Raw genomic sequence first — 26364 nt, 5'->3', positions numbered from 1 at the left:
TGCGATTCTATGCGAGGATATCCCACTTCTGGAACGAGACAATCGTACATTTTCCGCTCGCAAACGCACGAATACCTGTTGATTCCATTCCGGGATACACTCTTCCGGTGAGAACGTATTCACCGTCGCCGATGAATATTTCCACAGAGCTCTTATCGACGAAAACCCGAAGCTCCAGGCGTCCCTCTTGTAAGTCTAAATGCACTCTTCTCTCTCCGCCCGGTCCGATACCTGCACGCTCACGGTTAAAACGGAACAGACCGTCATCCGGACGATACGAGAGTACAGTCTCCTCTTCGCCGCCCACCCGCAGCTTCAAGCCGAATTCATCAGTGTTACCAGCCTCGAACTCAAATACCGCCTTCAGTTCGTAGCTATCTCCGAACGTCTCCATGATCTGCTCGCCTGTCAGCAAGATATCCCGCTGTTCGAACAGATTGGATCGGTAATTTTCCACCTCTTCAAGCGGACGGAACAGCAATCTGTCGTGGTCGATCACCGCTTCCCGTGGAAGACTCATCGCACCAGCCCAGTGGTGTCCCTGCTGGGTTGGCATCTCCGACTCCCACATATCCATCCATCCGATGATGATACGCCGCCCTTTATCGTCCAATGTTGACTGCGGGGCATAGAAATCGAATCCGTGATCTACCTGAGCATACTGCTCTGCCGTAAATGTTCCAGCCTCCGCATTGAAATCACCTATACCGTACATGGTGGAATGCAGATTACGGTATGCTTCTCCCTGAGCAGGCATGCGCTGTGGAGACAGCATGAATACGTGCCGACCGCCAAGCGGGAACAAATCCGGACACTCCCAATTATCGCCGTAGCGTCCGTCACTCACAGCCAGCACATTGACATACGTCCAGTTTCTCAGGTCTTCAGATCTGTAAAGCAGTACAAGCCCGTTCCCTTGGTCATCATTAGAGCCAAGAACGACGTAGTATTGATCTTCGTGCCTGAACACCTTAGGATCACGGAAATCTTTGCGGCTGACCCTGTCCGGTATGGCATCATAACCGATGACCGGATTGCCCTCCCACTTTTCGAATGTCACCCCGTCTTCCGATACTGCAATTCCCTGTGACTGCTTGTAATCCTGATCCTTGTCAGGCCCGGTTACAACATGTCCGGTATACATCAGGACAAGCTTCCCGTCCTGCTCAACCGCACTGCCGGAGAAGCAGCCGTCCCGGTCGAACTCACCGTCCGGAGCCAAAGCGACCGGCAGATAGTCCCACTTCATAAGATCGCGGCTGACTGCGTGTCCCCAGTGCATCGGTCCCCACACCGATTTATACGGGTAATGTTGATAGAACAAGTGATACTGCCCGTTATATTGAATGAAACCGTTCGGGTCATTCATCCAGCCAAATTCAGCCATTAAATGGTAGTTCAGCCGATAATCCGGCCGCAGCATATGCCTGGATTGGGTAATAAATTGATCTGCATTCTCTCTCGTATACACTCTAGTATGTTTGATAAGGCATCCTACTCCTACAGTTATTTAATCGAACCTTGCATAACACCCTGAATAATGTACTTTTGGGCGAACAAATAGATGATAATGATCGGAAATATCGTCAGTACCAAACTTGCCATCAATGGACCATAATCCACTGTATAGGTCCCATAAAAGTTGTACGTGGACAACGGAAGTGTCCTCTGCTCAGGATCAACCAGAATGAGGGAAGGCAGCAGAAAATCATTCCAGATCCACAGTACATTGAGAATAGAAATAGTGGCAGTCGTGGGCATCAATACCGGAAACACGATCCTGAAGAATGTCTGAATCCGTGTGCAGCCGTCAATTAGCGCCGCTTCCTCCAGTTCCTTCGGAATACTCTTTACGAATCCATGATAAATGAAAACAGCCAGCGAGCTGCCAAAACCGATATACATGTAAATCAGCGACCACTTGCTGTTCAACAGATCAAGTGAGCCGTAAATTTTCACCAATGGAATCATGATGGCCTGGAATGGGATGATCATGGAAGCCACCATCAGCATAAATGTATATTGGTTGAACTTGGTGTTGTTTCTGACAAAATAATGAGCCGTCATCGCCGCGAACAGTGAGATAAACAGAACACTTAACACTGTTATAACCAATGAGTTGGTGAAGGCAGCGAAATAATTCATTTTATCGAATGCATTCGTATAGTTGGCCATATTGAAGCTCTCTGGAAGCGATAACGGATTCGAGGTAATGGCCATATTTTCCTTGAACGAATTGATCAGCAGAAAGACGAACGGTACGATGAACAATATGAGTATCACTGTCAGCACAATGAATTTGATCATGGAGGAAGCGATTTTTTTGCTTGCCATTACGCCTCCACCTCCAACTTCTTGCTAAAATAAACCTGAAGCAGAGTGATGAGAGCAACCATCAGGAACAGCACGAATGCTTCAGCCTGGCCCACACCATAATCACGGGAAAGGAATGCCTTTTCATACACATGCATCGATACCATTTGAGTACTACTGAACGGCCCGCCTTTTGTGAGTGCGAGGTTGACGTCATAGACCATAAACCCACGTTGCAGGGACAAAAATATACATACGATGAAAGAAGGAACCATCAAGGGCAGCACCATTTTTCGCAGTCTGGTCCAGCTGTTCGCCCCATCAATACTTGCAGCCTCCATAATATCATTCGGCACACCCGTCAATCCTGCAATATAAATGACCATCATGTAACCCGCGTTCTGCCATACGGTTACAATCACGAGTGTCCAGAACGCTTTGTCAGGATCAGCCAGCCAAGTCGTGCTGAGCGCCTGAATGTCAGCATGTTGTCCCAAATAGACTAGCACGTTGTTGAAGATAAACTGCCAGATAAAACCGAGTACAATGCCGCCGACAAGGTTGGGCAGGAAAAATCCTGCCCGGAAAATGCTCTGTCCTTTTAACCCTTTAGTCAGCACATAAGCCAGCATAAAAGCGATAACATTGATAAGAACAACGGTATAAAATACATATTTGAGCGTCAAGGCGAACGATTTCCAAAACTCAATATCCCGAAAAACGGCCAGATAGTTTTGGATGCCAACCAGCGATAGTGTCGTGGAAATACCGTCCCAGTTTGTGAACGTCAAATAAATGCCGTACAAGAATGGAATGATCATTACCGTTATGAAGGCAAACAAGGTTGGCCCGGTGAACAGCAGCCGTGTCCGTAGCCGGTTCCATACTCCTTTTTCCGCAATCATGGTGATCCCTCTCTTTGTTTCGGATTTCTCTCTCTATTTCCGGGTAATTTGACAATAAGCCTTATTTTACGGTTTTCCAGTAGTCTTCGATTTCCTTAGCCAGTGTTGCGCGATCGCCCTGTTTCGCCAGATATTTTTGCATGGAAGATCCTAGCTTAGACCAGTGGTCGGCTGGCAGCAAGCTCATCGACTGCTCTGACTTGCCTTTTGCAATATAATCCTGGATGGACTTGCCAAGTGGATCAGCCGCAGGCAGTGTAATATTTTTGAACGCCGGGATAATGTTCGCTTTGTTTACGAGGAAATCCTGACCTTTCGCATCATAAACGATCCAGTTCAGGAACTTCTTCGCTGCCTCTTGCTGTTCCGGCGTACTCTTCTCCTTGTCAATGACAATACGTTTGGAAACAGCAGATGAAATCTCCTGATTGCCGTAGTCATCGGCATTGTTGCTGATGGGTACAGGCAAGAAACCATATTCTTTGTTAGCGGTATCAAAACCGCTAATTTGCGGCCATGCCCAGTTGCCCATGAACCAAATGCCAACCTCGCCTTTGCCGAGCAACTCCGGTCCACGCTCATAAGCACCTGCCAGTGGGGAAGCCTGATCGATATTGTATTTCATCATGACGTCGAATGTATCCATAAGTCCGTTAAATACTGGATTGGTAGCCAAGTTAGCCTGGCCAGCCTTCAGTGATGCTATGAATTTGTCCACTTCAGCCATGTCCTTGTTCTGACCTGCATAAGCAAGTGGCAAATAATGAGCGCCTAGGGACCAGTCCATTGGTGAAATCACCAATGCTTTCTTTCCAGATGCCTCGATTTGCTGAAACAGCTTTTCAAGGTCATTTCGGGTTTTAATTGTAGTGGGATCGAAGTTTCCACCTACCGCTTTATCAACAACCGCCTTGTTATAGATGAATCCGTAGCCTTCAACAGCCAGCGGAAACGCGTAATTTTTACCGTCAACCGTCGTAGCTGTGGTAGCGTTTTCAACAGTGTCCTTATTCCACTTCTCTCCGCTTAAGTCGAGGATACGGTCCTTGAATTTCTCCACATCACCTGTATCTAGCATGGTCATGGTTGGCGGGTTCCCGGATGCATACAATGCAGAGGCACGCTCAAAAGGCGAGCCACCGGTCGGAACCGGCTGGATTTCAACAGTGATGCCGGGATTGTCTTTCTGGAACGCCTTGGCGGCATCCTCCAGCTGTGAAAGGATTTCACCTTTGGAGTTCAAAAGTGTAACTTTCACATTTCCCGCATCCGCTGATCCCCCTCCAGAAGCCGAATTACCTTCTCCTCCGGAGCCGCCGCACGCAGACACCACCATAACCAAAAGAAGCAGCATTACCATCCATTGAACTCTTTTGAATTTCCTCACTGTTGTCATCCCCCTATTTCTATAATGGCTGCTGTACACTTAAATAAAACGCTTACAAACGGATTATATGTCAAAGATTCAAGCTCTGTCAATCGTTTGACATGTTAAACCTTTAACATTTACTAAAAAAAATCTGTTCCCCTTGTTAAAGGAACAGATTTCATTCAGGTCGTTGCACGCTCAATCAATTCAACAGGCAGCAGATTGACAGGCTGTACCTGCTCGCCCTCTGCCTGCTTACGAATCAGCTCGACCGCCAGCCTGCCGATCTCTGCAATCGGCTGTCTTACCGATGTAAGTTCAGGCGTCAGCCAGGAAGCAGCGCTTACGTCATCAAAGCCTACAATACGCACATTCTCCGGCACATGCCGTCCGGCGCGGATATATTCTTTCAATGCAAAAGCGGCAATAATATCGCTTGTAGCAAACACCCCATCCACATCCGGATGTTCATGAACGAGTTTGGAGATCATGCGCTCGTACTCCTTTTGGTCGAACACATTCAAGTCCGTTTGAACGATCACATGCTCGATACTATGCCTGTCCACAACATCTTTGAATGCTTTAGTCCGCTCATTGGACAGCATGTTCAGCTCCAGATTTCCACATATATGTGCAATTTTCCGGCACCCTTTGCGAATGAGCAGCTCCGTGGCCAGCTCGCCTCCGCGATAATTGTCCGAAGATATGTACGGAATATACGGGTCAATCTGCCTGTCAAATGTCACAATCGGTGAATTCAAATGTCGGTACTCTTCTACCTCCAGGGTATGACTCCCCATAATGATGCCGTCTACCCGGTTTCGTTTCAACATATCGATATACACTTTTTCCTTCACGGGATCCATATGTGAATTGCAGAGTAGAACCTTGCACCCCTGCTGATAGGCATAGTACTCCACCTGATTAGCAAGCTCACTAAAGAAAGGATGCGAGACATTGGGAATAATAAGACCGATAATATTGGACTGCTTGCGTAGCAGGGATCGTGCTATTTCATTCGGTTGATAATTAAGCTCTTCCATTGCATCGAACACTTTTTTGCGTGTAGTTTCGCTGATATAGCCCCGGTTATTCATTACACGGGATACTGTAGTGACCGACACGCCCGCTTTTAACGCCACATCGTGAATTGTTGCCATATGAACCTCTTCCCGAACAAAATACATACATATAAACTATACCCTCTCCTCACCATTTCGACAACCTTGGGTATTATGTTAACCCATACATAAAACAGCGACAGCCGTAGACGAGAACTCGTCCTCAACTGTCGCTGTTTCATTAACTACCGTATCCCTTTAGTCTCCGTAACAATCCCCAGCATCATTCTCTTATATTGCCAGACATATCGTAAATTCCTAACTCGTTGGGTTTTCGTATACAGTTTCCAGATAAGTATTTGTCTCCGGCGTTATTTCCTTGTTTATGTTGTAATACGGTTTTAAGCCCTCATCCTGCTTTCCCCGTGAAGAAATGCCAATCGCTCCCGTTCGTTGAACAGTTTGCAGTTCAGTGGTTACCACACCGTTACGTTAGAGCTCCCACTACTCTGATATCCTTCTGTTGCTAACACCTGGTAAGACCAGTTGTTCCCCAGATGCATTCCTTTGCTCGCCCATGCCTTCACGTGATTGCTGAAAGTGATCGTGGAGTTGCCCCCTGTCGGTCTCTTCGTCTGTCGAACACTCCAGTACTGAATAAACGTCGTTTTTTGGCCTTCAATGGAAGGTGCGTCGTATCGCATTGTTGTGTAGATGTCATATGTGCCCCCATCACTGGTCACTGTACCTTTATACGTTCCGGTAGGTCGATAAGTCCCCCAGCTATCAACGACGTAATATTCGATGAGTGCGTTTCTCGTCCACCCGTAGAGAGCCAAATATCCATTACCGGAAGGCGCCCAGACACCGGCATTGTAGTTAATCGTTCTGTTGGGCGATCCAGTAGTCCAGCCTTTGCCGACAACAAAATTCCCGGTATCCTTCCATGTTACGCTGTAATTACCGCCTGATCCATTAACAGCATTGACCGTCCCGCCGCCATCGGTCCAATTTTGCCAGTAGTCTGTCGCTGCACTTGAGGTTGTTGCAAACACTCCAAAACTCATGGAAGCTGCAAGAACTACCGTTAACATTTTCTTACTAAACTTAAACATACTTTACCTCCTACAATTTTTATATTTGCATTCTACACCTGCTTGTCGGTCGATTCTCTGTTGCAGTGCATCACTCATGTGAACCATATTCCGTGTTTTCTTACTTTCACCTCCTTTATATGTAAAATTATATAATAATAGTGATCACACAACCACTTGGCAAATTAAATATTAAACTTTACTATGTTTAGATTTCCCTGAGTTTTAAAATAGTGCAGCGCCAGCTTAGCGGCTCATGATGTGTGCATGCCATCTTGGATTTGGGCCCACAGTTCTTTCGCTCCGTGGGCTACATGAAGCGAACGACAGGAATATAGAGTTCTTTGGCCGCGGTGCCCTCACTCTGCGTAAACGCTCTAGTTATCTGCGCGAGTAGCAGTGCATTTTAAACCACAACTTGAAAAAATTTAGGTTTTTAAAAATTATATTTAGAGCTTTAAGTTTGCTATAGCGTACGCCTTTTTCCCTTTCATTTGGAAAAAAAACACCCGCAGGATGTGTACCGAGAGAAATACGGCATACACCCAAACCGGGTAAGGGATTAGAAAATAATATCAATGGCCTCTAGCACATCTTGCTCCTGTTCGGATTGCCCGTTCAGGGAAATATCCTTCAACAGCACCGAAGGCTGTTCGCAAATTTGGGTGATGATCACGAGCAGGTCCTGAGCGAAATTGTCGATCAGATTGCGCGTAAACAACTTGGTTGCATATTCAAACTGCCCGTTCATTCCCTCATCCAGCAACGAAATGACCAAGGTAAGATCAAATTGGGAAACCGTATGAGTTTCCGGATAAGATTCGATCTTGATATCCCCGAAGCTTTGAACGTTATCTTCCTTGGTTTCCAGAACAAACATGACATCGAATACAGGATTACGGCTTTGATCTCGCGGCGCCTGCAGCTTTTTCACAAGCTCCTCGAACGGATAATCCTGGTGGTCGTAGGCCCCCAGCATCGTTTCTTTGACTTCGTTCAAGTAAGCGAGGAACGTCTTCTCCCCGGACGGATAATGGCGAATCGCCAAAGTGTTGACAAACATTCCGATGAGCGGCTCCAGGTCGGCATGTGTGCGACCCGAAGCCGGCGTGCCTACAATGAAGTCTTCTTGTCCCGAGTACTTGCTGAGCAGGATTGAATAGGCCGCCAATAACACCATATAAAGGGTAGCACCGTTCTCATCGGCGATGCGCTGCAAACTGTCGGTCATCTGCTTGTCGATGCTGAAAGGCAGCACATCTCCCTCAAAGCTGCGAGCGGCAGGTCTGACAAAGTCCGTAGGCAGCTCAAGCGTCGGCAGTTCGCCTTCCAGCACGTCCAGCCAGTAGGCTTCCTGACGTTTCAGCCGCTCTTTTACAGGTTCGGACTGCTGCCAAGCGGCGAATTCCTTGTATTGAATCCGAAGCGGTTCCAGAGTCTCGCCGTTATACAGGCGCAGCAGCTCTTCGACGAAGATGCCCATCGACATGCCATCCGTGACGATATGATGAATGTCCAGCATGAGCAGATGCCGTTCCGCTTCCCATTCGACTAAGCCCACACGTAGCAGCGGCGGCCGCTCCAAATCAAAGACGCGCACAAAGCCATCTACGATGCTCTTCGTTTCACTTTCCGTCGCTTTCGTATACTCGACGGCAAACTTCAAGTCCGGATAAATCCGTTGTACCGGTTCGCCGTCGACCATTTCGAAGCCGGTTCGCAAAATTTCGTGACGAGCTATCAATCCTTTGAGCGCCGCATCGAATTGATTCCGTTCCAAGCGCCCGACGAGAACCGTCATGCCGGACATGTTGTAGCTAAGCTCGGCGCCTTCCATCTGCTGCTGGATGTACAGCCGTTTTTGCACGGAGGAAAGCGGATAGTAATCCCTCTTATCCAGAACCGGAATGGAGAGGTGTTCCTGCCGCTCCAATTGGCTGATCGCTTCGGCCATCGCTTCGATGGTCGAGTGCCGGAACACATCGCGCAGCGGCAGGTCCACGCTCAGCTCCTTGTGCACCTTGCTGACCAGCGTCGTCGCCCGCAGGGAGTGCCCGCCGAGGTCGAAGAAGTTGTCCGTCACGCCAATCGTGACCGACCCGAGCACGTCCTGCCAGATGGCGACCAGTTTCGCCTCCAGTTGGGTGCGCGGCGCCACATATTCGCGGCCTGCGCTTGCTCCCCCTTCCGGCGCCGGCAGCGCCTTCCGGTCGATCTTTCCGTTCGGCGTCAGAGGCAGGCGCTCCATCTCCACGAAGTACGACGGGATCATGTACCCCGGCAGCTCGCTGGCAATCGCCCGCTTCAGGTCCGCCGCCGTCAAGCCTTCTTCCGCTGTATAATAAGCGCACAAAGCTTTCTGACCCTCTTGATCTTCCCTGACGACGACGACCGCTTCCTTCACGCCACCTACACTCAGCAGCTTCGCTTCGACTTCGCCCGTCTCAATCCGGTACCCCCGGATTTTCGCCTGGTTGTCGATCCGGCCGATGAAGTCCACGTTGCCGTCCTCCATCCACCGCGCCAAGTCTCCCGTGCGGTACAGCCGCTCGCCCGCGGCGAACGGACTGTCTACGAACTTTTCTTCCGTCAGCTCCGGACGGTTCAAGTACCCGCGCGCCACTCCGACTCCGCCGATGACCAGCTCGCCCAGCACCCCGACCGGCACCGGATTCAGATGCGCATCCACGATGTAGAATTTCGCATTCAGCCACGCTTTACCGATCGGCACATTACCTGTCTGCGGTAGCTTCGTCAGCTCCTCTTCGTAGAAGCTGGAGTCGATCGCCGCTTCCGTCACGCCGTATGCGTTGATGATCCGGAACAACGAGCCGAAGCGTTCCTGCAAGGTCCGGTAATCCGCCACGCTGCAGCTGTCCGAGCTCGTGATCAACAGCTCCATCCAGCTCATATCCAGCCGCTGCTCGTGCACGTACTCCAGGAACGGCACGATCAGCGCCGGCGTCGATTCGAAGATGGTGACCCGCTCCCGCTCAATCCAGTGGTGCAGACGAGACGGATCAATCCGGTCGTCCTTCGGCACGATCACCATCGTGCCTCCGTTGTACAGCGTCCGCGCGATATCTCCCACGAACACGTCGAACGAGAAGCTTGCGAGCTGCAGCAGCCGCACCGGGAACTGATCCAACCGGTATTCCCGCCGGTAGCCCGCCGCTGTGTTCACCAGGCTGCGGTGCTCGATCATCACACCCTTCGGCTTGCCCGTCGTTCCCGACGTATAGATCACGTACGCCAGATCCTCCGGACGGGCTTCATGGAAGCTGTCGGTGCCGACATGCTGATGGCTCTCATCGCCGTCGTCCACAGCATCCGTCAGCTTGCCGGAGACCCTGCCCGAGCCAATCGGCGCATTCGCCCGCTCCTCGCTGTACGACGCTTCGTCATCCAGGTACAGCACCGTGGCCAGCGCCAGCTCCTCTTCGCCGAGCCAGGCTTCGGCGCGCTCTCGCAGCGCCGTTTGCGTCAGCAGCACCTTCGCTCCGCTGTCTTCAAGCATGAACCGCACGCGCTCCGCCGGATAATCCGGGTCGAGCGGCACATACGCCCCGCCCGCTTTCCAGACGGCCAGCACGGCCACCAGCAAGTCCACCGAACGCTCGGCGAGAATGCCAACGATCGTCTCCCGGCCGATGCCGCTTGCGCGCAGCGTAGCTGCCAAGCGGTTCGCCCGCTCGTTCAGCTCCGCATACGTCAGCCGGTCGTTCTCGTACACGACGGCCGCCTCTTCCGGCGTGCGCTCCGCCTGTTCCTCAAACAGCCGGTGGAACGCGGCCGCAGGAGCCGCTTCCGGCTGCGCCGGGTTAAACGCGCCGAGAATCTGCTCTTTTTCCGCCGGTGTCAAAATGCCCAGCTCGGCAATAGTCGCCGACGGGTTGCGGAGAATGGATTCAAGCAGTTGCAAGTAGTGAGCGGCCAATTTCTCCACCGTTTCGGTTTTATAAAGAGCAGTAGCGTATTCAAACAGATATTCCAAGCCTTCCTCGATCTCCGTGACGTCCAAGCTGAGATCGAATTTAGAAACAATTTCTTCGCTGGCATACGTCGACAAATGGAGTCCGGAAAGCTGGATTTCCAAATTCTCTGTATTCTGCAAAGCAAACATTGTATCGAACAACGGATTGCGGCTTAAATCGCGAGCTACGTTTACCTTATCCACCAGTTCCTCAAACGGATAATTCTGATGTTCAAAAGCGCCCAGCGTCGTCTCCTTGATTTCCTTCAAGTAGTCAAGGAACGTTTTACCGGCAGCCGGATAACTGCGGATGGCCAGAGTATTGACGAACATCCCGATCAGCGGCTGAACATCGCTGTGATTTCTTCCCGCAATCGGCGTACCGACCACCACGTCTTCTTGCCCTGTGTACTTATGCAATAATATTGTATAACCAGCAAGCAGAACCATATAAAGCGTTGCGCCGTTCTCGGCTGCAAGCCGTTTCAGACCCTCGCTTTTCTCGCTATCCATAAACAATTGCAGCGTGCGGCCCTCGTAGCTCTGCATAGACGGGCGCGGATAGTCCGTCGGCAATTCCAAAACCGGCAGCTCTCCGCGGAACATGTCGAGCCAGTAGGCTTCCTGCTTGGCAAGCTGAGCTTTCTGCTCGTCCGATTGCTGCCATACCGCATAATCTTTGTATTGAATGCGGAGCGGCTCCAACTGTTCCCCGCTGTACAAGCGGACGAACTCTTCGATCAGTACGTCAATCGAAACGCCGTCGGATACGATATGATGCGTATCGAACATTAGAATGTGCCGGTCCGGCGCCAGTTCGGCAAGGCCTGCCCGCAGAAGTGGCGGCTTCGCTAGATCAAACGGACGAACGAATTGGCGCACCGTTTCTTCCGCCTGCTCCCCGCTGATCTGCACATATTCCACCTGGAAGGCGGCTTCTTCGTAAATTCGCTGAACCGCTTCGCCTTTTACCATCTCAAAGCCGGTACGCAGCGTTTCATGACGAGCTACGAGCCCGCGGAACGCTTCTTCAAACCGCTGCCGGTCGAGCTCTCCTTCGAGCAACATAGCTCCCGGTATGTTGTAGCTCAGCTCGGCTCCTTCCAGCTGGTTCAAGATATAGAGACGTTTCTGAGCGGAAGAGAGCGGATAATACTCGCTAGGTTCCGCAGCCGGAATAGCCGTGAACGAGCCGATCTCCAGCCGCTCCATAGCCGCGGCCATTTCCTCAACCGTCGAGTAGCGGAATACGTCGCGAAGCGGGAATTCAACGCCTAGCTCCTTATGCATTTTGCTGACAAGCGTCGTCGCCCGCAGGGAGTGTCCGCCGAGGTCGAAGAAGTTGTCCGTTACGCCAACCGCCTTCTCCCGAACAAGCACATCCTGCCAAATGGCGGCCAGCTTCGCCTCAAGTTCGGTGCGCGGCGCCACGTATTCGCGGCTTCCGCCTGCTCCCCCTTCCGGTGCCGGCAGCGCCTTCCGGTCGATCTTTCCGTTCGGCGTCAGAGGCAGGTGCTCCAGCTCCACGAAGTACGACGGGATCATGTACCCCGGCAGCTCGCTGGCAATCGCCCGCTTCAGGTCCAACGCCGTCAAGCCTTCTTCCGCTGTATAATAAGCGCACAAAGCTTTCTGATCTTCTTGATCTTCCCTGACGACGACGACCGCTTCCTTCACGCCACCTACACTCAGCAGCTTCGCCTCGACTTCGCCCGTCTCAATCCGGTACCCCCGGATTTTCGCCTGGTTGTCGATCCGGCCGATGAAGTCCACGTTCCCGTCCTCCATCCACCGCGCCAAGTCTCCCGTGCGGTACAGCCGCTCGCCCGCGGCGAACGGACTGTCTACGAACTTCTCTTCCGTCAGCTCCGGACGGTTCAAGTACCCGCGCGCTACCCCGACTCCGCCGATGACCAGCTCGCCCAGCACCCCGACCGGCACCGGATTCAGATGCGCATCCACGATGTAGAATTTCGCATTCAGCCACGCTTTACCGATCGGCACATTACCTGTCTGCGGTAGCTTCGTCAGCGGCTCGTCGTAGAAACTGGAGTCGATCGCCGCTTCCGTTACGCCGTATGCGTTGATGATCCGGAACAATGAGCCGAAGCGTTCCTGCAAGGTCCGGTAATCCGCCACGCTGCAGCTGTCCGAGCTCGTGATTAACAGCTCCATCCAGCTCATATCCAGTTGCTGCTCGTGCACGTACTCCAGGAACGGCACGATCAGCGCCGGCGTCGATTCGAAGATGGTGACCCGTTCCCGCTCAATCCAGTGGTGCAGACGAGACGGATCAATCCGGTCGTCCTTCGGCACGATCACCATCGTGCCTCCGTTGTACAGCGTCCGCGCGATATCTCCCACGAACACGTCGAACGAGAAGCTTGCGAGCTGCAGTAGCCGTACCGGGAACTGATCCAACCGGTATTCCCGCCGGTAGCCCGCCGCCGTGTTCACCAGGCTGCGGTGCTCGATCATCACGCCCTTCGGCTTGCCCGTCGTTCCCGACGTATAGATCACGTACGCCAGATCCTTCGGACGGGCTTCATGGAAGCTGTCGGTGCCAACATGCTGATGGCTCTCATCGCCGTCGTCCACAGCATCCGTCAGCTTGCCGGAGACCATGCCCGAGCCAATCGGCGCATTCGCCCGCTCCTCGCTGTACGACGCTTCGTCGTCCAGGTACAGCACCGCCGCCAGCGCCAGCTCCTCTTCGCCAAGCCAGGCTTCAGCACGCTCTCGCAGCGCCGTTTGCGTCAGCAGTACCTTCGCTCCGCTGTCTTCGAGCATGAACCGCACGCGCTCCGCCGGATAATCCGGGTCGAGCGGCACATATGCCCCGCCCGCTTTCCAGACGGCCAGCACGGCCACCAGCAAGTCCACCGAACGCTCGGCGAGAATGCCGACGATCTTCTCCCGGCCGATGCCGCTTGCGCGCAGCGTAGCCGCCAAGCGGTTCGCCCGCTCGTTCAGCTCCGCATACGTCAGCCGGTCGTTCTCGTACACGACGGCTGCCTCTTCCGGCGTGCGCTCCGCCTGTTCCTCGAACAGCCGGTGGAACGCGGCCGCAGGAGCCGCTTCCGGCTGCGCCGGATTAAACACGCCAAGAATTTGCTCTTTTTCCGCCGCCGTCAAAAGCTCCAACTGATTCACGCGGATGTTCGGGTTAGCCGCAACCTTCTCCAGTGCTTGGGCAAAATGACCGTGGATCAGCCTGATGTCTTCCTCTCTGAACGTCAGCGCATTGTACGTAAACCGCAGCAAAATATGCTCTTCCGGAATGACGGTAATGTCCAGGTCGTAGTTCGTTTGCTCCGGCGACTGGATATTAGCGATTTTCAGCGCTTCTTGGTCTCCGCCGACGACCTGCTCAATCTGTTCTTCCATCGGATAATTTTCAAAGACCATAATATGGTTGATCAAGTCTCGCTTTTGCTCGCTCAGCGACTGAATTTCGAACAGCGGGAACGTTTCGTAAGCTCCCGATGCCAGCGCTTGATCCTGGGTTTTTCTCAAGATATCGGCTACCGTCTCCTCGGCTTTGCCTTGAATACGGACCGGGATCGTATTAATAAACAGGCCGATCATGCTTTCGATGCCCGGAATTTCCGCTGGACGCCCGGATACGACGGAGCCGAATACGACATCCTCGCTGTTGTTGTATACCTGCAAAACCAGTCCCCATACGGTCTGCATGAACGTATTGAGCGTCACCTGCTGCTGGCGCGCCACCCGCTCGATTTGCCCGGTCAGTTCCTTGCTGAGTTCCACATCGATTTCAGCCGCTTCAAAATGGCCCTGCTTCAGCTGCGTTTTCTTCTGGGGCAGCTTGGTCTGCTGATCGTAACCCGCCAAATACTCGGACCAGTAACGCGAAGCTTTCGCGGCATCTTGAGCTTCCAGCCATTCGATATACCGGGAGTACGAGGTAACCGGAGGAAGCTCCAGCGTCTGCTTCTCCTGGAACGCGAAGTAGGTGTCGAACACTTCCTTGATCATGAAGGACATGCACCAGCCGTCCATCAAAATGTGATGGTGACTCCAGATCACATGGTAGGACTCGTCGCCCGTGCGCAAAACTGTCACGCGCATAAGAGAGCCTCGGGCCAAATCGAACTTGTTCGCTTTATCCGCGCTGACGTAATCGGCTATCGTCTTCTCCGGGTCTTCATCGCTTACCGAGCGAATATCTTCGAAGTACACTTCACACTTCCGCTCGCGGAATACCACTTGAATCGGCTCGTCTCTCCAGCCGGTAATAAAGTTGGTCCGTAGCGCCTCATTCCGCTGCACCAGCGTATCCAATCCTTGGGTGAAGGCTTCGACATTCAGGCTTCCGTACAGATCGAAGGTCACCTGTTCGAAGTAAGCTTCCGAATCGGCATCCAGCAGGCTGTGGAACAACATCCCTTTTTGCAGCGGAGTCAGGGTGTATACATTCTCCAGTTCGCCGAGCGCCGCCGTATGTTCAGCCAGCCGCTCCAGTTCCTCCACCGTCACATCTTGAAGCAGTACGTCGCTAGGCGTAAGCTCCGGCCGCTCTTTCGATACGCAATGGCTGATGACTTCACGCAAGCTCGAATGAAGCAGGGTGCCCAGGCGCTCTACCGTTTCCCGTTTATACTGGGTTTCCCCATAACGGATCGTGAGTTCCTGCACTCCTTCCGACACCATACCGTTGATATCGAGGACATAATCCATCACTGCATTCGGACTTGAATCGGAGCCCGGGCTGAACGGAGACGGCCGCGAGCCGCTGCTTTCGTAATCCTGGTCGAACTGACCCAAATAGTTAAAGCTGATCTCCGGCTCCAAAGCGAAGCGCTCGCCGTCACGCGGCGCCGACAAATAACGCAGGATGCCGTAGCCGATTCCTTTGTTCGGAATGCGGCGCAAGCTTTCTTTAACCTGTTTCACCTGATGACCGAGCGCCTGGGCGTGACCCGGCTCCAGAACGACAGGGAATTGGCTTGTAAACCAGCCTACCGTGCGCGTAATGTCCACATCCGGCAAAATATCTTCCCGGCCGTGGCCTTCGAGATTCACCAGCACGCGTTCCCGGCCGCTCCAAGCTTGTATCGCGAGGCCAAGCGCGGCAAGCAGCAAATCGTTCATTTCCGTATGGTAAGCACGGTGTGCCTGCTTCAGCAGCTGTTCGGTTTCCTCCGCCGTCAAGCGAACGGTCACGAGCCCGCTGTCCTTCAGCTTGGATCTGCCTTGTTCAAAATCTTTCGGAAGCGGCTCATAGGTCAATTGCTCGATATGCTGCCAGTACTCTCTCTCGCTTTCCATCGCCGGACCGTTCGCATAATCAGCGAGCTGTTTCGCCCACGTTTGGAATGAATCCGTTTTGAGCGGCAGACGGATCGGCTGCCCTTGCAGCGCCTGCTCATAGCCGGCAGCAAAATCCTCAAGCAGAATCCGCCAGGATACGCCGTCTACGACCAAGTGATGGATCGCGATGAGCAGGTGGTCGCCGTCGTCGCAGCGGAACAAGCCGAGCTTCACCAGCGGACCGTTTTCCAGATCGATGCTCGCTTGAATGTCATTCGCCTTAGCCTCTACCGCTTCTTTCACGTCGCCGACTCCCTTGAAATCGACAACTTCCAGATCGAACAGCGCTTCGTTCTCCCCGGCGCCGCGGTTCCAGGCGATATAGCCATTCTCGGTTTGGCGGTAAACCGTACGGAGAGCATCGTGATGCACGACAAGCTGACGCACCGCTTGGCGTAAAGCTTCTTCGTCAAAGCCTTGCTTGGAGAACTGCATGAACGCCTGGTTGCTGTGATGCACGTCGGCCGGATTTTGTTCAAAGAACCAGCGCTGAATCGGGGTCAAGATGACCTCTCCCGTCACTTCGGCCTGGCTTGCCGTTCTCTCCGCCGTTTGCAGCTGCAAACTAAGGGCGGAAATCGTCGGGTAATGGAACAAATCTTTCATGACCAGCTTGTACCCCGTTTGCAAAAGACGGGACGATACCTGCAAGGCCTTGATCGAATCGCCGCCGAGCGCAAAGAAATTGTCCATCGTGCCGACCTGATCTACGCCCAGCACCGACTGCCAGACCGATGCAAGTGCTTGCTCGGCAGGAGTACGAGGCGCCGTGTATGCAGCCTCCGCACGAATGCTTCCTTCCGGTACAGGCAGCGCCTTACGGTCGATCTTCCCGTTCGGCGTAAGCGGCATTTGATCCAGGCGCATGATGCGCGAAGGCACCATATGGGAAGGCAGCGCGGCGTCCAGATGGGCCACAAGCCCTTCCAGATCGAAGCTGGAATCCGCTACGACATACCCGCACAAATATTTCTGCCCCCGCTCGTCCGTCCGGTCGATGACAAGCGCTTGACGCACGCCGGCAAAATTTTTCATGGCTGCTTCAATTTCACCAAGCTCGATCCGATAGCCGCGAATTTTCACCTGGTTGTCGATCCGGCCGATGAAGTCCACGTTGCCGTCCGGCATCCAGCGCGCCAGGTCGCCCGTCCGGTACAGCCGCTCCCCAGCGGCGAACGGGCTGTCTACGAATTTCTCCGCCGTCAAATCCGGGCGGTTCAAGTAACCGCGGGCCACACCCGCTCCGCCGATAACCAGCTCGCCCAACACCCCGATCGGCACCGGCTTCAGATTCGCATCCACGATGTGGAACTTGGCGTTCAGCCACGCTTTGCCGATCGGCACGCTGCCCGTCTTCGGCAGCTTCTTCAGCGGCTCGTCATAGAAGCTGGAGTCAATCGCCGCTTCCGTTACGCCGTAGCTGTTAATAATACGGAACTGCGAGCCGAAGCGCTCCTGCAAGGTGCGGTAATCCTCTACGCTGCACGCATCCGAGCTTGTGATCAGCAGCTGCATCGAGCTGAGGTCCAGACCCTCGGCATGCACATGCTCCATGAACGGCACGATCAGCGCCGGAGTCGATTCGAACACCGTCACGGCGTAGTCGCGAATCCAGCCGTAGAGGCGGGTTGGATCAATCCGGTCGTCCTTCGGCACGATGACCATGGTGCCCCCGTTGTACAGCGTCCGCGCAATGTCGCCGACGAACACGTCGAACGAGAAGCTGGCGAGTTGCAGCAGCCGGATCGGGAACTGATCCAGGCGGTATTCCCGCCGGTAGCCCGCCGCCGTGTTCACCAGGCTGCGGTGCTCGATCATCACGCCCTTCGGCTTGCCCGTCGTTCCCGACGTATAGATCACGTAAGCCAAATCGCGCGGCTTGTTCACATTCGCCGGATTCGATGCGAGATCCGCCGCTAGTACGTTCTTCTCGGCTTCTGCCGTGGCGGACGTTTCGGCAGCAGCCGTTTCCGCTTGCGCCAAAGCCTCCGCCTCTGCGCCTGCTTCGCCCAAAGCTTGTACGCCCACAGCCGCTTCCGACGCGCCGAGGCTGTACGTCGCAGCGTCGTCAAGCGCAAGCACCGTTTGCAGCACTAGAGCTCCGTCGCTGCACCAAGCTTCCGCCTGCTCCAGCAGGCGGGTCTGCGTGAGCAGCACCGACGCCCCGCTGTCCGCGAGCATATACTCGATCCGCTCCGCCGGATAGTCCGGGTCGAGCGGCACATAAGCGCCACCCGCTTTCCATACGGCGAGCACCCCGATCAACAGCTCCGCCGAACGGCCGGCCAGAATGCCGACCACCTGCTCCGGCTTCACCCCGCGCTCCCGCAGTGCATACGCCAGACGATTCGCTTTGGCGTTCAGCTCCGCATACGTCAGCTTGCTGTCTTCGTAGACAACCGCCAGCGCTCCCGGAGTGCGCTCCGCCTGCTCTTCGAACAGCTCGTGGAACGTTCTCTCTCTCCACGACTCATCCGCTTCCAAACCTGTCCCCTCTGCGGCGGGTTGCTTCGCAAAAGCCGAAGACGACACGTCAAACCCGACCAGCAAATCATGCTTTTCGCTGTCCGTCAAGATATCCAAATCCGAAATCCGCGCACCCGGCTGAGCCAGGATCGACGCCAAAAGCTGCTCGTAATGACCCGCCAGCCGTACCATCGTTTCCTGTCTAAACAACGAGGTAGCGTACTCGATCTTGCAAACCAGCTCGTTATCGGCTTCCACGATATCAAGGCTAAGATCAAACTTTGCCGTCTTTTCCTCGATGTCGAACAGCGACCATTCCAAGCCTTCCAGGGTTAAATCCAAGCTTTCGTGCTTTTGCAAAGAAAACATGGTGTCAAACAGAGGATTCCGGCTTAAATCCCGGCTCACCTGAAGAGCTTCCACCAGCTCCTCGAACGGATAGTCCTGGTGCTCGTAGGCTCCAAGCGTCGTTTCCTTCACTTCCTGCAAGTAATCCAGGAACGTCCGCTCCGCCACCGGGGCCAAGCGAAGGGCCAGCGTATTGACAAACATGCCGATAATCGGCTGCAGGTCGGCGTGAGAACGGGCGGCAATCGGAGTGCCAACCACTATATCTTCCTGTCCCGCGTATTTATGAAGCAAAACGGAGTACGCAGCTAGCAGAAGCATGTACAGCGTCGCCCCCGAATCGCCGGCAAGCCGTTTGAGAGCTTCGCTTTTCTCCGCATCCAGCGTAAACGTGAGCGTTTGACCGTCAAACTGCTGAACGGCCGGGCGGGAGAAGTCGAGAGGCAGCTCAAGAACCGGAAGCTCGGAGCTGAATACCCCACGCCAGTATTCCTCCTGCCGTTTAATGCGCTGGCGCTGCTCCTCGGATTGCTGCCAAACGGCGTAATCCTTGTATTGAATCCGCAGCTCCGGCAATTCCTCCCCATTGTAAAGCCGCACGAATTCGCGCAGCAGCACGTCCATGGAAAGGCCGTCGGAACCAATATGATGAATATCCAGCGCGAGCAGGAATTTCTCTTTCTCCAGTTCGATCAGCAGGGCGCGCAGCAAAGGCGGCTGGGTCAAGTCAAAAGGCTGAATGAAGCCTTCAAGAATGGCCGCAACCTGATCTTCGCTTGCTTGAAGCTTCTCGACCTTGAAAGCTACGAGCGGATGAATACGCTGAACCGGCTCCCCATTCACGATTTCAAAACCGGTGCGCAGCATATCGTGCCGGGCCACCAAAGTAGTCAGCGCCTTTTCCACTTTGGCCTCGTTCAAAGCCCCTTCCAATTGCAAGGCGCTTGGGAGGTTGTAATTCAGCTCTGAGCCATCCAGTTGGTGCAGGACGTACAGCCTTTTTTGCGCGGAGGAAACCGGATAGTACGCTTTCTCTTCCGCTTTCGGAATCGAGCTGTGCCGCGTTTCTTCCAAGCTGGCAATAGCCCCGGCCATCGACTCTACCGTCATACAGCGGAACACATCGCGCAGCGGAAGTTCGACGTTCATTTCCTTCCGAATCTTGCTGACAAGGTTCGTCGCCCGCAAGGAGTGGCCGCCGAGCTCGAAGAAATTGTCCAAGACTCCAATGCCGGAGTAGCCCAGCACTTCCTCCCAGATCTTCACAAGCTGGGACTCCGTCCGGTTACGCGGCGCTACGTATTCGACGCCCGTTTGCAAGCCACCTTGCGGCTCCGGCAGCGCTTTGCGGTCCACTTTGCCGTTGGTCGTCAGCGGCATGCGCTCCAACTGCACGAAGTACGAAGGGATCATGTACCCCGGCATTCCCTGGGCCAGCGAGGTTCTCATTTCACTGACCGTCAGCGTCCGGTCCGCCACAAAGTAGGCGACAAGCGCCTTCTCTCCCCCGCCGTCCTGACGGGCGAGCACCACCGCTTCTTCCACGCCCTCGACGTTCAGAAGCTGCGTCTCGATTTCGTCCAACTCGATCCGGTACCCGCGGATTTTCACCTGATGATCGATCCGGCCCAGGTATTCGATGTTGCCGTCCGGCAGCCAAGCTGCCAAGTCGCCCGAGCGGTACAGCTTCTCCCCCTCCGCAAACGGGGAATCGACGAACTTCTCCGCCGTCAGATCCGGACGGTTCAGGTATCCTCTCGCAAGGCCTTCCCCGGCCACGTACATTTCGCCCGCTACACCGATCGGCACAGGGCGGCGGTTTTCATCCAGGACGTACACCCTCAGCGTCGGGATCGGCTTGCCGATATTGCTCTTCGCCGCCTCCATTTCGACCCACGTGATTTCCTTATACGTCACGTGAACCGTCGTCTCGGTAATGCCGTACATATTGATCAGCTTTGTCTCCGGGTACTTCGTCTTGAAGCCCTTGAGCAGCAGCGGACTCAGCGCTTCGCCCCCGAAGATGACGTTGCGAATCCGCAGATCGTACGGATGGTCCGCCAAGACCTCCCGTAGCAGCTGGTAGAAGTACGTTGGCGTCTGGTTCAAAATCGTGACCTGTTCGCGGCCCAGCAGCGCCAGGAAATCGGCCGGATTTTTCGCCGTGAGCGGCGGTACGATGACCAGCTTGCCTCCGTACAGCAGCGCTCCGTACATTTCCCAGACGGAGAAATCGAAGCAGAACGAGTGGAACAGCGTCCACGTGTCGGACGGCCCAAAGTCGAACAGGTTCTTGTCGTTGAACAGGAGCCGCACGACGTTCTTATGCTCGATCAGCGTTCCTTTCGGTCTGCCGGTCGTTCCCGACGTGTAGATGACATAGGCCAGGTTGCCCGGTCCGGAAATCGGCTCCAGGTTCGAAGCGTCCAGCGCATCGGCGGAGTCCGCCCCTCTGTCGCCCCAAACGTAATCGTCCAATTCGAGGCGCGTTCCTGCGAAGTCGGTCTTCTCGTGCAGATGCTTTTGAATCAGCAATAACGGCGCGCCCGAATCCTCGATCATGAAGCGGATGCGCTCCTCCGGGTAGTCGGGATCGACAGGCACGTATGCTCCGCCCGCTTTGAGAATCGCCAGAATGCCGACAACCATATCGAGCGAGCGTTCGGCCAGAATCGCTACCAGCTGGTCCGCTTCTACTCCCGTCTCCCGCAGCTTCCGTGCAAGGCGGTTGGATCGCTCGTTCAGCTCGCGATATGTCAGCTGCCGCTCGTTCATGACGGCGGCTACGTTGTCCGGGTAAAGCTCCGCCTGCTCTTCGAACAAGCCGTGAATCGTCTGCTGCCGCGGGTAGTCCGCTTCCGAATCGTTGAAACCGCCCACCAGCTCGCGGATTTCCTCCTCTGTGAGTATTTCCAGCGAGGCAATATTCACGTCCGGCGCTGCTGCGATGGTTTCCAGCAGCTTGTCATAATGTCTGGCGAACCGCTCCGCGGTCTCCTGTTTATACAAAGCCGTAGCGTAATCCAACCGGCATTCGAGCTGACCGTCCAGCTCCGAAATGTCCAGGAGCAGCTCGAACTTGGATGTTCGGTTTTCCAGCGGATAAAACGATTGCTCCAGCCCCTCGATGACAATTTGCTCGTTTTCCGTATTTTGCAGGGCGAAGAACGTATCAAAGAGCGGATTCCGGCCGGTCGCGCGTGGAATGTGGAGACTTTCCACCAAGTCTTCGAACAAATAATTTGGGTGTTCGAAAGCCCCGAGCGTGATGTCCTTGATTTCTTTCAGGTACGAAAGGTACGGCTTGGAACGCTCCGGACGGCTGCGAATGGCCAGCGTGTTGACAAACATCCCTACGATCGGCTGCACTTCTTCCTGCGTTCTTCCGGCAATCGGCGTTCCGACAATCAGATCTTCCTGACCCGAATATTTATGCATAAGGATGGAGTAAGCCGACAGCAGCACCATGTACAGGGTCGTCCCCGTCCGCGCCGCCAGCTCTTTCAGCTTCTCCGTCCGCTCTTTCCCGATATAAAACTTCACGGTCCGGCCGTCAAAGCTTTGCACCGCAGGTCGCGGGAAGTCCGTCGGCAGCTCCAAGACCGGCAGCTCGCCCGACAGCTGTTCCAGCCAATACTCCTTCTGAGGCTGGAGCATCTGCCCGTAAGCTTCGGAATGCTGCCAAACAGCATAATCTTTGTATTGAATGCGCAGCGGGACCAGCTCCTCGCCCCGATACAGGCGGCTGAACTCGTCGAAGAGCAGCGTTGTCGAAATGCCGTCCGAGACGATATGATGCATATCGAACAGCAGAATGTGGCGATCCTCGGCGACTTCGATCAGGCCGATGTGAAGAAGTGGCGGCTTGGTCAGATCAAACGGGTGATAGTAAGCTTCCACCACTTGGTCCACTTCCCGCTCGCTCGCCTGGAAATAGTCGACAGCAAACTCCACCTCATCATAGATGCGCTGAACAAGCTCGCCTTGAACCTGCTCGATCCCGGTACGCAGCGTCTCATGGCGCTGAATCAGCGCCCGGAACGCGTGCTCGACGCGCGTGCAGTCCAGCTTGCCTTCGAGAAGAAGCGCCGCCGACATATTGTAGCTGCGCTCGGCCCCGTCAAGCTGCCGCAGGATGTACAGACGCTTTTGCTCGGATGAAACCGGATAGTACTCAGCCTCAGCCGCCTTTGTGATCTCATACGTCTCCTGCTGCCTTAAACCGCCGATTCTTTGGGCCAGCTGTTCGATCGTGGTGTAGCGGAAAACTTCCCGCAGCGGAACCTCGACTTGCAGCTCTTTCCGAATCTTGGAAACCAGCGTGGAGGCCCGCAAGGAATGACCACCCAAGTCAAAGAAATCGTCTTGGACTCCAACTCGCGCAATACCCAGCACCTGCTGCCAAATGAGAGCAAGTCTTGTTTCAAGCGTTGTGCGAGGAGCCACATACTCACGGCCTGCTTCTACCTCTCCGGTCGGTTCAGGCAGCGCTTTACGGTCAATTTTGCCGTTCGGCGTGAGCGGAAGCTTATCAAGAGACACCAACCGGGCCGGGACCATATGGGCCGGCAGCTCTTGCTTCAATTGGGACAGCAGATCGCTCAGCTGCAAGGAAGCATCCGCCGTCACGTAGCCGCACAAATACTTCTGCCCCTGCTCATCCGTACGGTCGGTCACCACAGCCTGCTTGACGCCCGGAAAACGCAGCAGGGCCGTTTCAATTTCGCCGAGTTCGATCCGGAACCCGCGAATTTTCACCTGATAGTCGATCCGGCCGATGAAGTCGACGTTGCCGTCTTCCAGCCAGCGGGCCAAATCGCCTGTCCGGTACAGACGTTCGCCCGGCACAAACGGGCTGTCCACAAACTTCTCGGCGGTTAGGTCCGGACGGTTCCAGTACCCGCGCGCCACCCCGGCGCCGCCGATGACAAGCTCGCCCGGAACCCCTACAGGAACCGGCTTTAATGCGGCATCGACAATGTAAAACCGGGCATTCAGCCAAGCTTTGCCGATCGGCACATGACCTGACGGCGGCAGCTTATCCAGAGGCTCACCGTAAAAACTGCTGTCAATGGCCGCTTCGGTAACGCCATAGCTGTTGATGATGCGGAATTGTCCGCCGAATCTTTCCTGCAGCAATCGGTAATCGGTGACACTGCAAGCATCCGAGCTGGTAATCAGCAACTGCATAGAGCTAACGTCCAGCCCTTCTTCATAAATATGCTGCATGAACGGCAGGATGAGCGCAGGCGTCGATTCGAATACCGTAATGTTTTGGTCCCGAATCCAGCCGTATAAGAGGTTCGGATCAATCCGGTCATCCTTCGGCACAATCACCATCGTGCCTCCGTTATACAGCGTCCGCGCGATGTCTCCGACGAACACGTCAAACGAGAAGCTGGCCAGCTGCAGCAGCCGCACCGGAAACTGATCCAACCGGTACTCGCGACGGTACGCATCCGCCGTATTCACGAGACTACCGTGCTCGATCATGACGCCTTTCGGGCGTCCCGTCGTACCCGAGGTGTAAATCACATAAGCCAAGTCTTGCGGGGCGCTGCCGGCAGATTCAAATTCCACGGCTAAGGCATCCCCGTTATAAATCTGTTCATCGTCCATGGCATAGACAGCTTGAAGCTTCAGCCGGTCATCGGCCAACCAACCTCTGGCCCGCTCCAACAGATGACGCTGCGTAAGCAGCACCGATGCATCGCTATCGCTGAGCATGTACTCAATCCGCTCCGCCGGATAATCGGGGTCCAGCGGTACATAGGCTCCGCCGGCTTTCCAAACGGCGAGCACTCCGACCAGCAGTTCCACCGAACGCTCCGCCCAGATCCCCGTAATCGTCTCCCTTCCCACGCCCTGTTCGCGAAGGAGAGAAGCCAGCCGCTCGGCGCGTTCGTTCAATTCGCCGTAGGTCAGCTGTTTGTCCATGTAGACGACTGCCGGATGATCTGGAATTTCCCGGGCAAACTTTTCAACATACCGATGAAACGCTTCTCCCTCACTAAGCCCTGCAACCGGCGGGTTAAAAACGTTGAGAATGCGGTGTCTCTCCTCATCGCTCAGCAGAGAAATCTCGCGTACCGGCAGTTCGGGAGTCTGAAGAAACTGGTCCAGAACGGTTACATACTGTTCCATAATCCGATCAATCTCGGCCGTCTCGAACAGGCCGGTACGATAGGAAGCATGGAGAATTACATGGCCTTCATTCAACATATGGTCGAAGCGCAGCAGCAAATCGTCCATCTCGTGCCTAGCGAAGTGAGCCTCCAGGCGTACCTTGATTTCTTCGTACTCCACGATTTTTAAAGGCAGATATTCCAGAGACGTACGGAACAGCCCCGAAAGATCGTTGCGGCCGTGTTGTTCGCGTAAATCCTGGATCAATTGGTTATAAGGGTATTTCTGATACCGCAGATCCGCCGTATTTTCCTTGGAAACCGTTTGGATCAAGGAAAGCACGTGCTTGTCTGGGTTCAGACGAATCCGCGTAGCCACAGTGCTGACGAACATGCCGATCGTTTCTTTTTCCTTCTTGCTGGTGCGATTGGCGAAAACCGTGCCGACCGGAACATCGGTGCTGTCAGTCAGCTTGTACAATAAAACGTACATGGCGGACAGAAATAACGTATATAAGCTGACCTGATATTGTTCGCTGAAGGCCAGAATGCGTTCATACCGGGAACCGTCCAAAGTGATGGCCAGTTTATTGGATTCGCTGCCGATCGAGAATGGCGGATACGATTTAATGCCGGTCGTTTCAGGCAAATTGTTGTACTTCGTCAGCCAGTATTCCTTGCCTTTTTGGTAACGCTGCGATTGCTCATATTCACGCTCCGCGGAAATATAATCCAGATAGGAAGGGGCCTGGTAACTGCTGGAGGTGCCTTTGCGCAGTTCCAGGTATTTTTCCATCACCGCATGCAGTAAAGCATTGACGGACAAGCCGTCGGCGATAATATGATTTACCGTCAAATTGAGCCATACTTGGCCGTTCGCAAAATGGATAATCGTAAATTGGTGGAGGTGTTCGTCGAACACGCTGGCCGGTTTTTCGCTTACTTCTTTCACCCAAGCATAGAATTGTTCGGTTGTGCCTATTTCGAGGCGGCTTATCCTAGCTTGGACATTCTCCGGCTCTTCGAACCACTGCGTTGGATTTTGCAAATCCCCGCTAATGCGGATTCGGAAAACGTCATAGGTTTTGACGATCTCTGCCGCCGCTTGCTCCAGAAGCTGTGCGTTGATCTCGCCCGTAATCTGGTAGGTCGCGGAAAGCATCGTGATGGACGTTCCCGGATTCATAATTTCCATGAACCATATTCGGCGCTGGGCTTGCGTTAATCCATATTTCTCGTTGGTATTCTCTCTCACATCGACACACTCCCGGTTTAGAGATTCTTTATAGATAGGCTTTGTACCTAGATGTCACTTAGTCACTCTTAGAAGAACCGCGCAGGCCACTCCCGGAACGGCTCCTTCGGACTCTTCCTCC

7 protein-coding genes are annotated in these 26364 nt (G+C 54.2%); all 7 read right to left on the bottom strand.

Going from position 1 to position 26364, the window contains the following annotated elements:
- Positions 1 to 7: 7 nt before the first annotated feature.
- Complete coding sequence (locus KSP24_RS17480) at positions 8 to 1471, bottom strand: glycoside hydrolase family 32 protein (protein ID WP_081275951.1); 1464 nt, start codon at positions 1469 to 1471, stop codon at positions 8 to 10.
- 35 nt (positions 1472 to 1506) lie between these two features.
- Positions 1507 to 2334, bottom strand: coding sequence for a carbohydrate ABC transporter permease (locus tag KSP24_RS17475; RefSeq protein ID WP_040102804.1), 828 nt, complete (start codon positions 2332 to 2334; stop codon positions 1507 to 1509).
- Positions 2334 to 3218, bottom strand: a complete 885-nt coding sequence (locus tag KSP24_RS17470) for a carbohydrate ABC transporter permease (protein ID WP_013373216.1) — start codon at positions 3216 to 3218, stop codon at positions 2334 to 2336. The genes KSP24_RS17475 and KSP24_RS17470 overlap by 1 nt, the downstream gene beginning before the upstream one ends.
- A 61-nt stretch (positions 3219 to 3279) precedes the next feature.
- Positions 3280 to 4605, bottom strand: coding sequence for an ABC transporter substrate-binding protein (locus KSP24_RS17465; protein ID WP_064963627.1), 1326 nt, complete (start codon positions 4603 to 4605; stop codon positions 3280 to 3282).
- A 164-nt stretch (positions 4606 to 4769) separates the two neighbouring features.
- Entirely contained in the window at positions 4770 to 5774 is a 1005-nt protein-coding gene (locus KSP24_RS17460) for a LacI family DNA-binding transcriptional regulator (RefSeq protein WP_081275952.1), read from the bottom strand.
- Between the two features lie 350 nt (positions 5775 to 6124).
- A complete protein-coding gene (locus KSP24_RS17455; protein WP_013373220.1) occupies positions 6125 to 6763 on the bottom strand; it encodes a glycoside hydrolase family 11 protein in 639 nt (212 codons plus the stop codon).
- A 541-nt stretch (positions 6764 to 7304) separates the two neighbouring features.
- Positions 7305 to 26243: a non-ribosomal peptide synthetase gene (locus KSP24_RS17450; protein WP_216976031.1), complete on the bottom strand. Its 18939-nt coding sequence runs from the start codon at positions 26241 to 26243 to the stop codon at positions 7305 to 7307.
- Positions 26244 to 26364 lie beyond the last annotated feature (121 nt).

The organism is Paenibacillus sp. AK121, assembly GCF_019042715.1.
GTDB classification, from domain to species: Bacteria; Bacillota; Bacilli; order Paenibacillales; family Paenibacillaceae; genus Paenibacillus; species Paenibacillus polymyxa_C.
The sequence above is the reverse complement of the archived record's forward strand: the minus strand, read 5'-3'. Positions and strand labels throughout refer to the sequence as shown.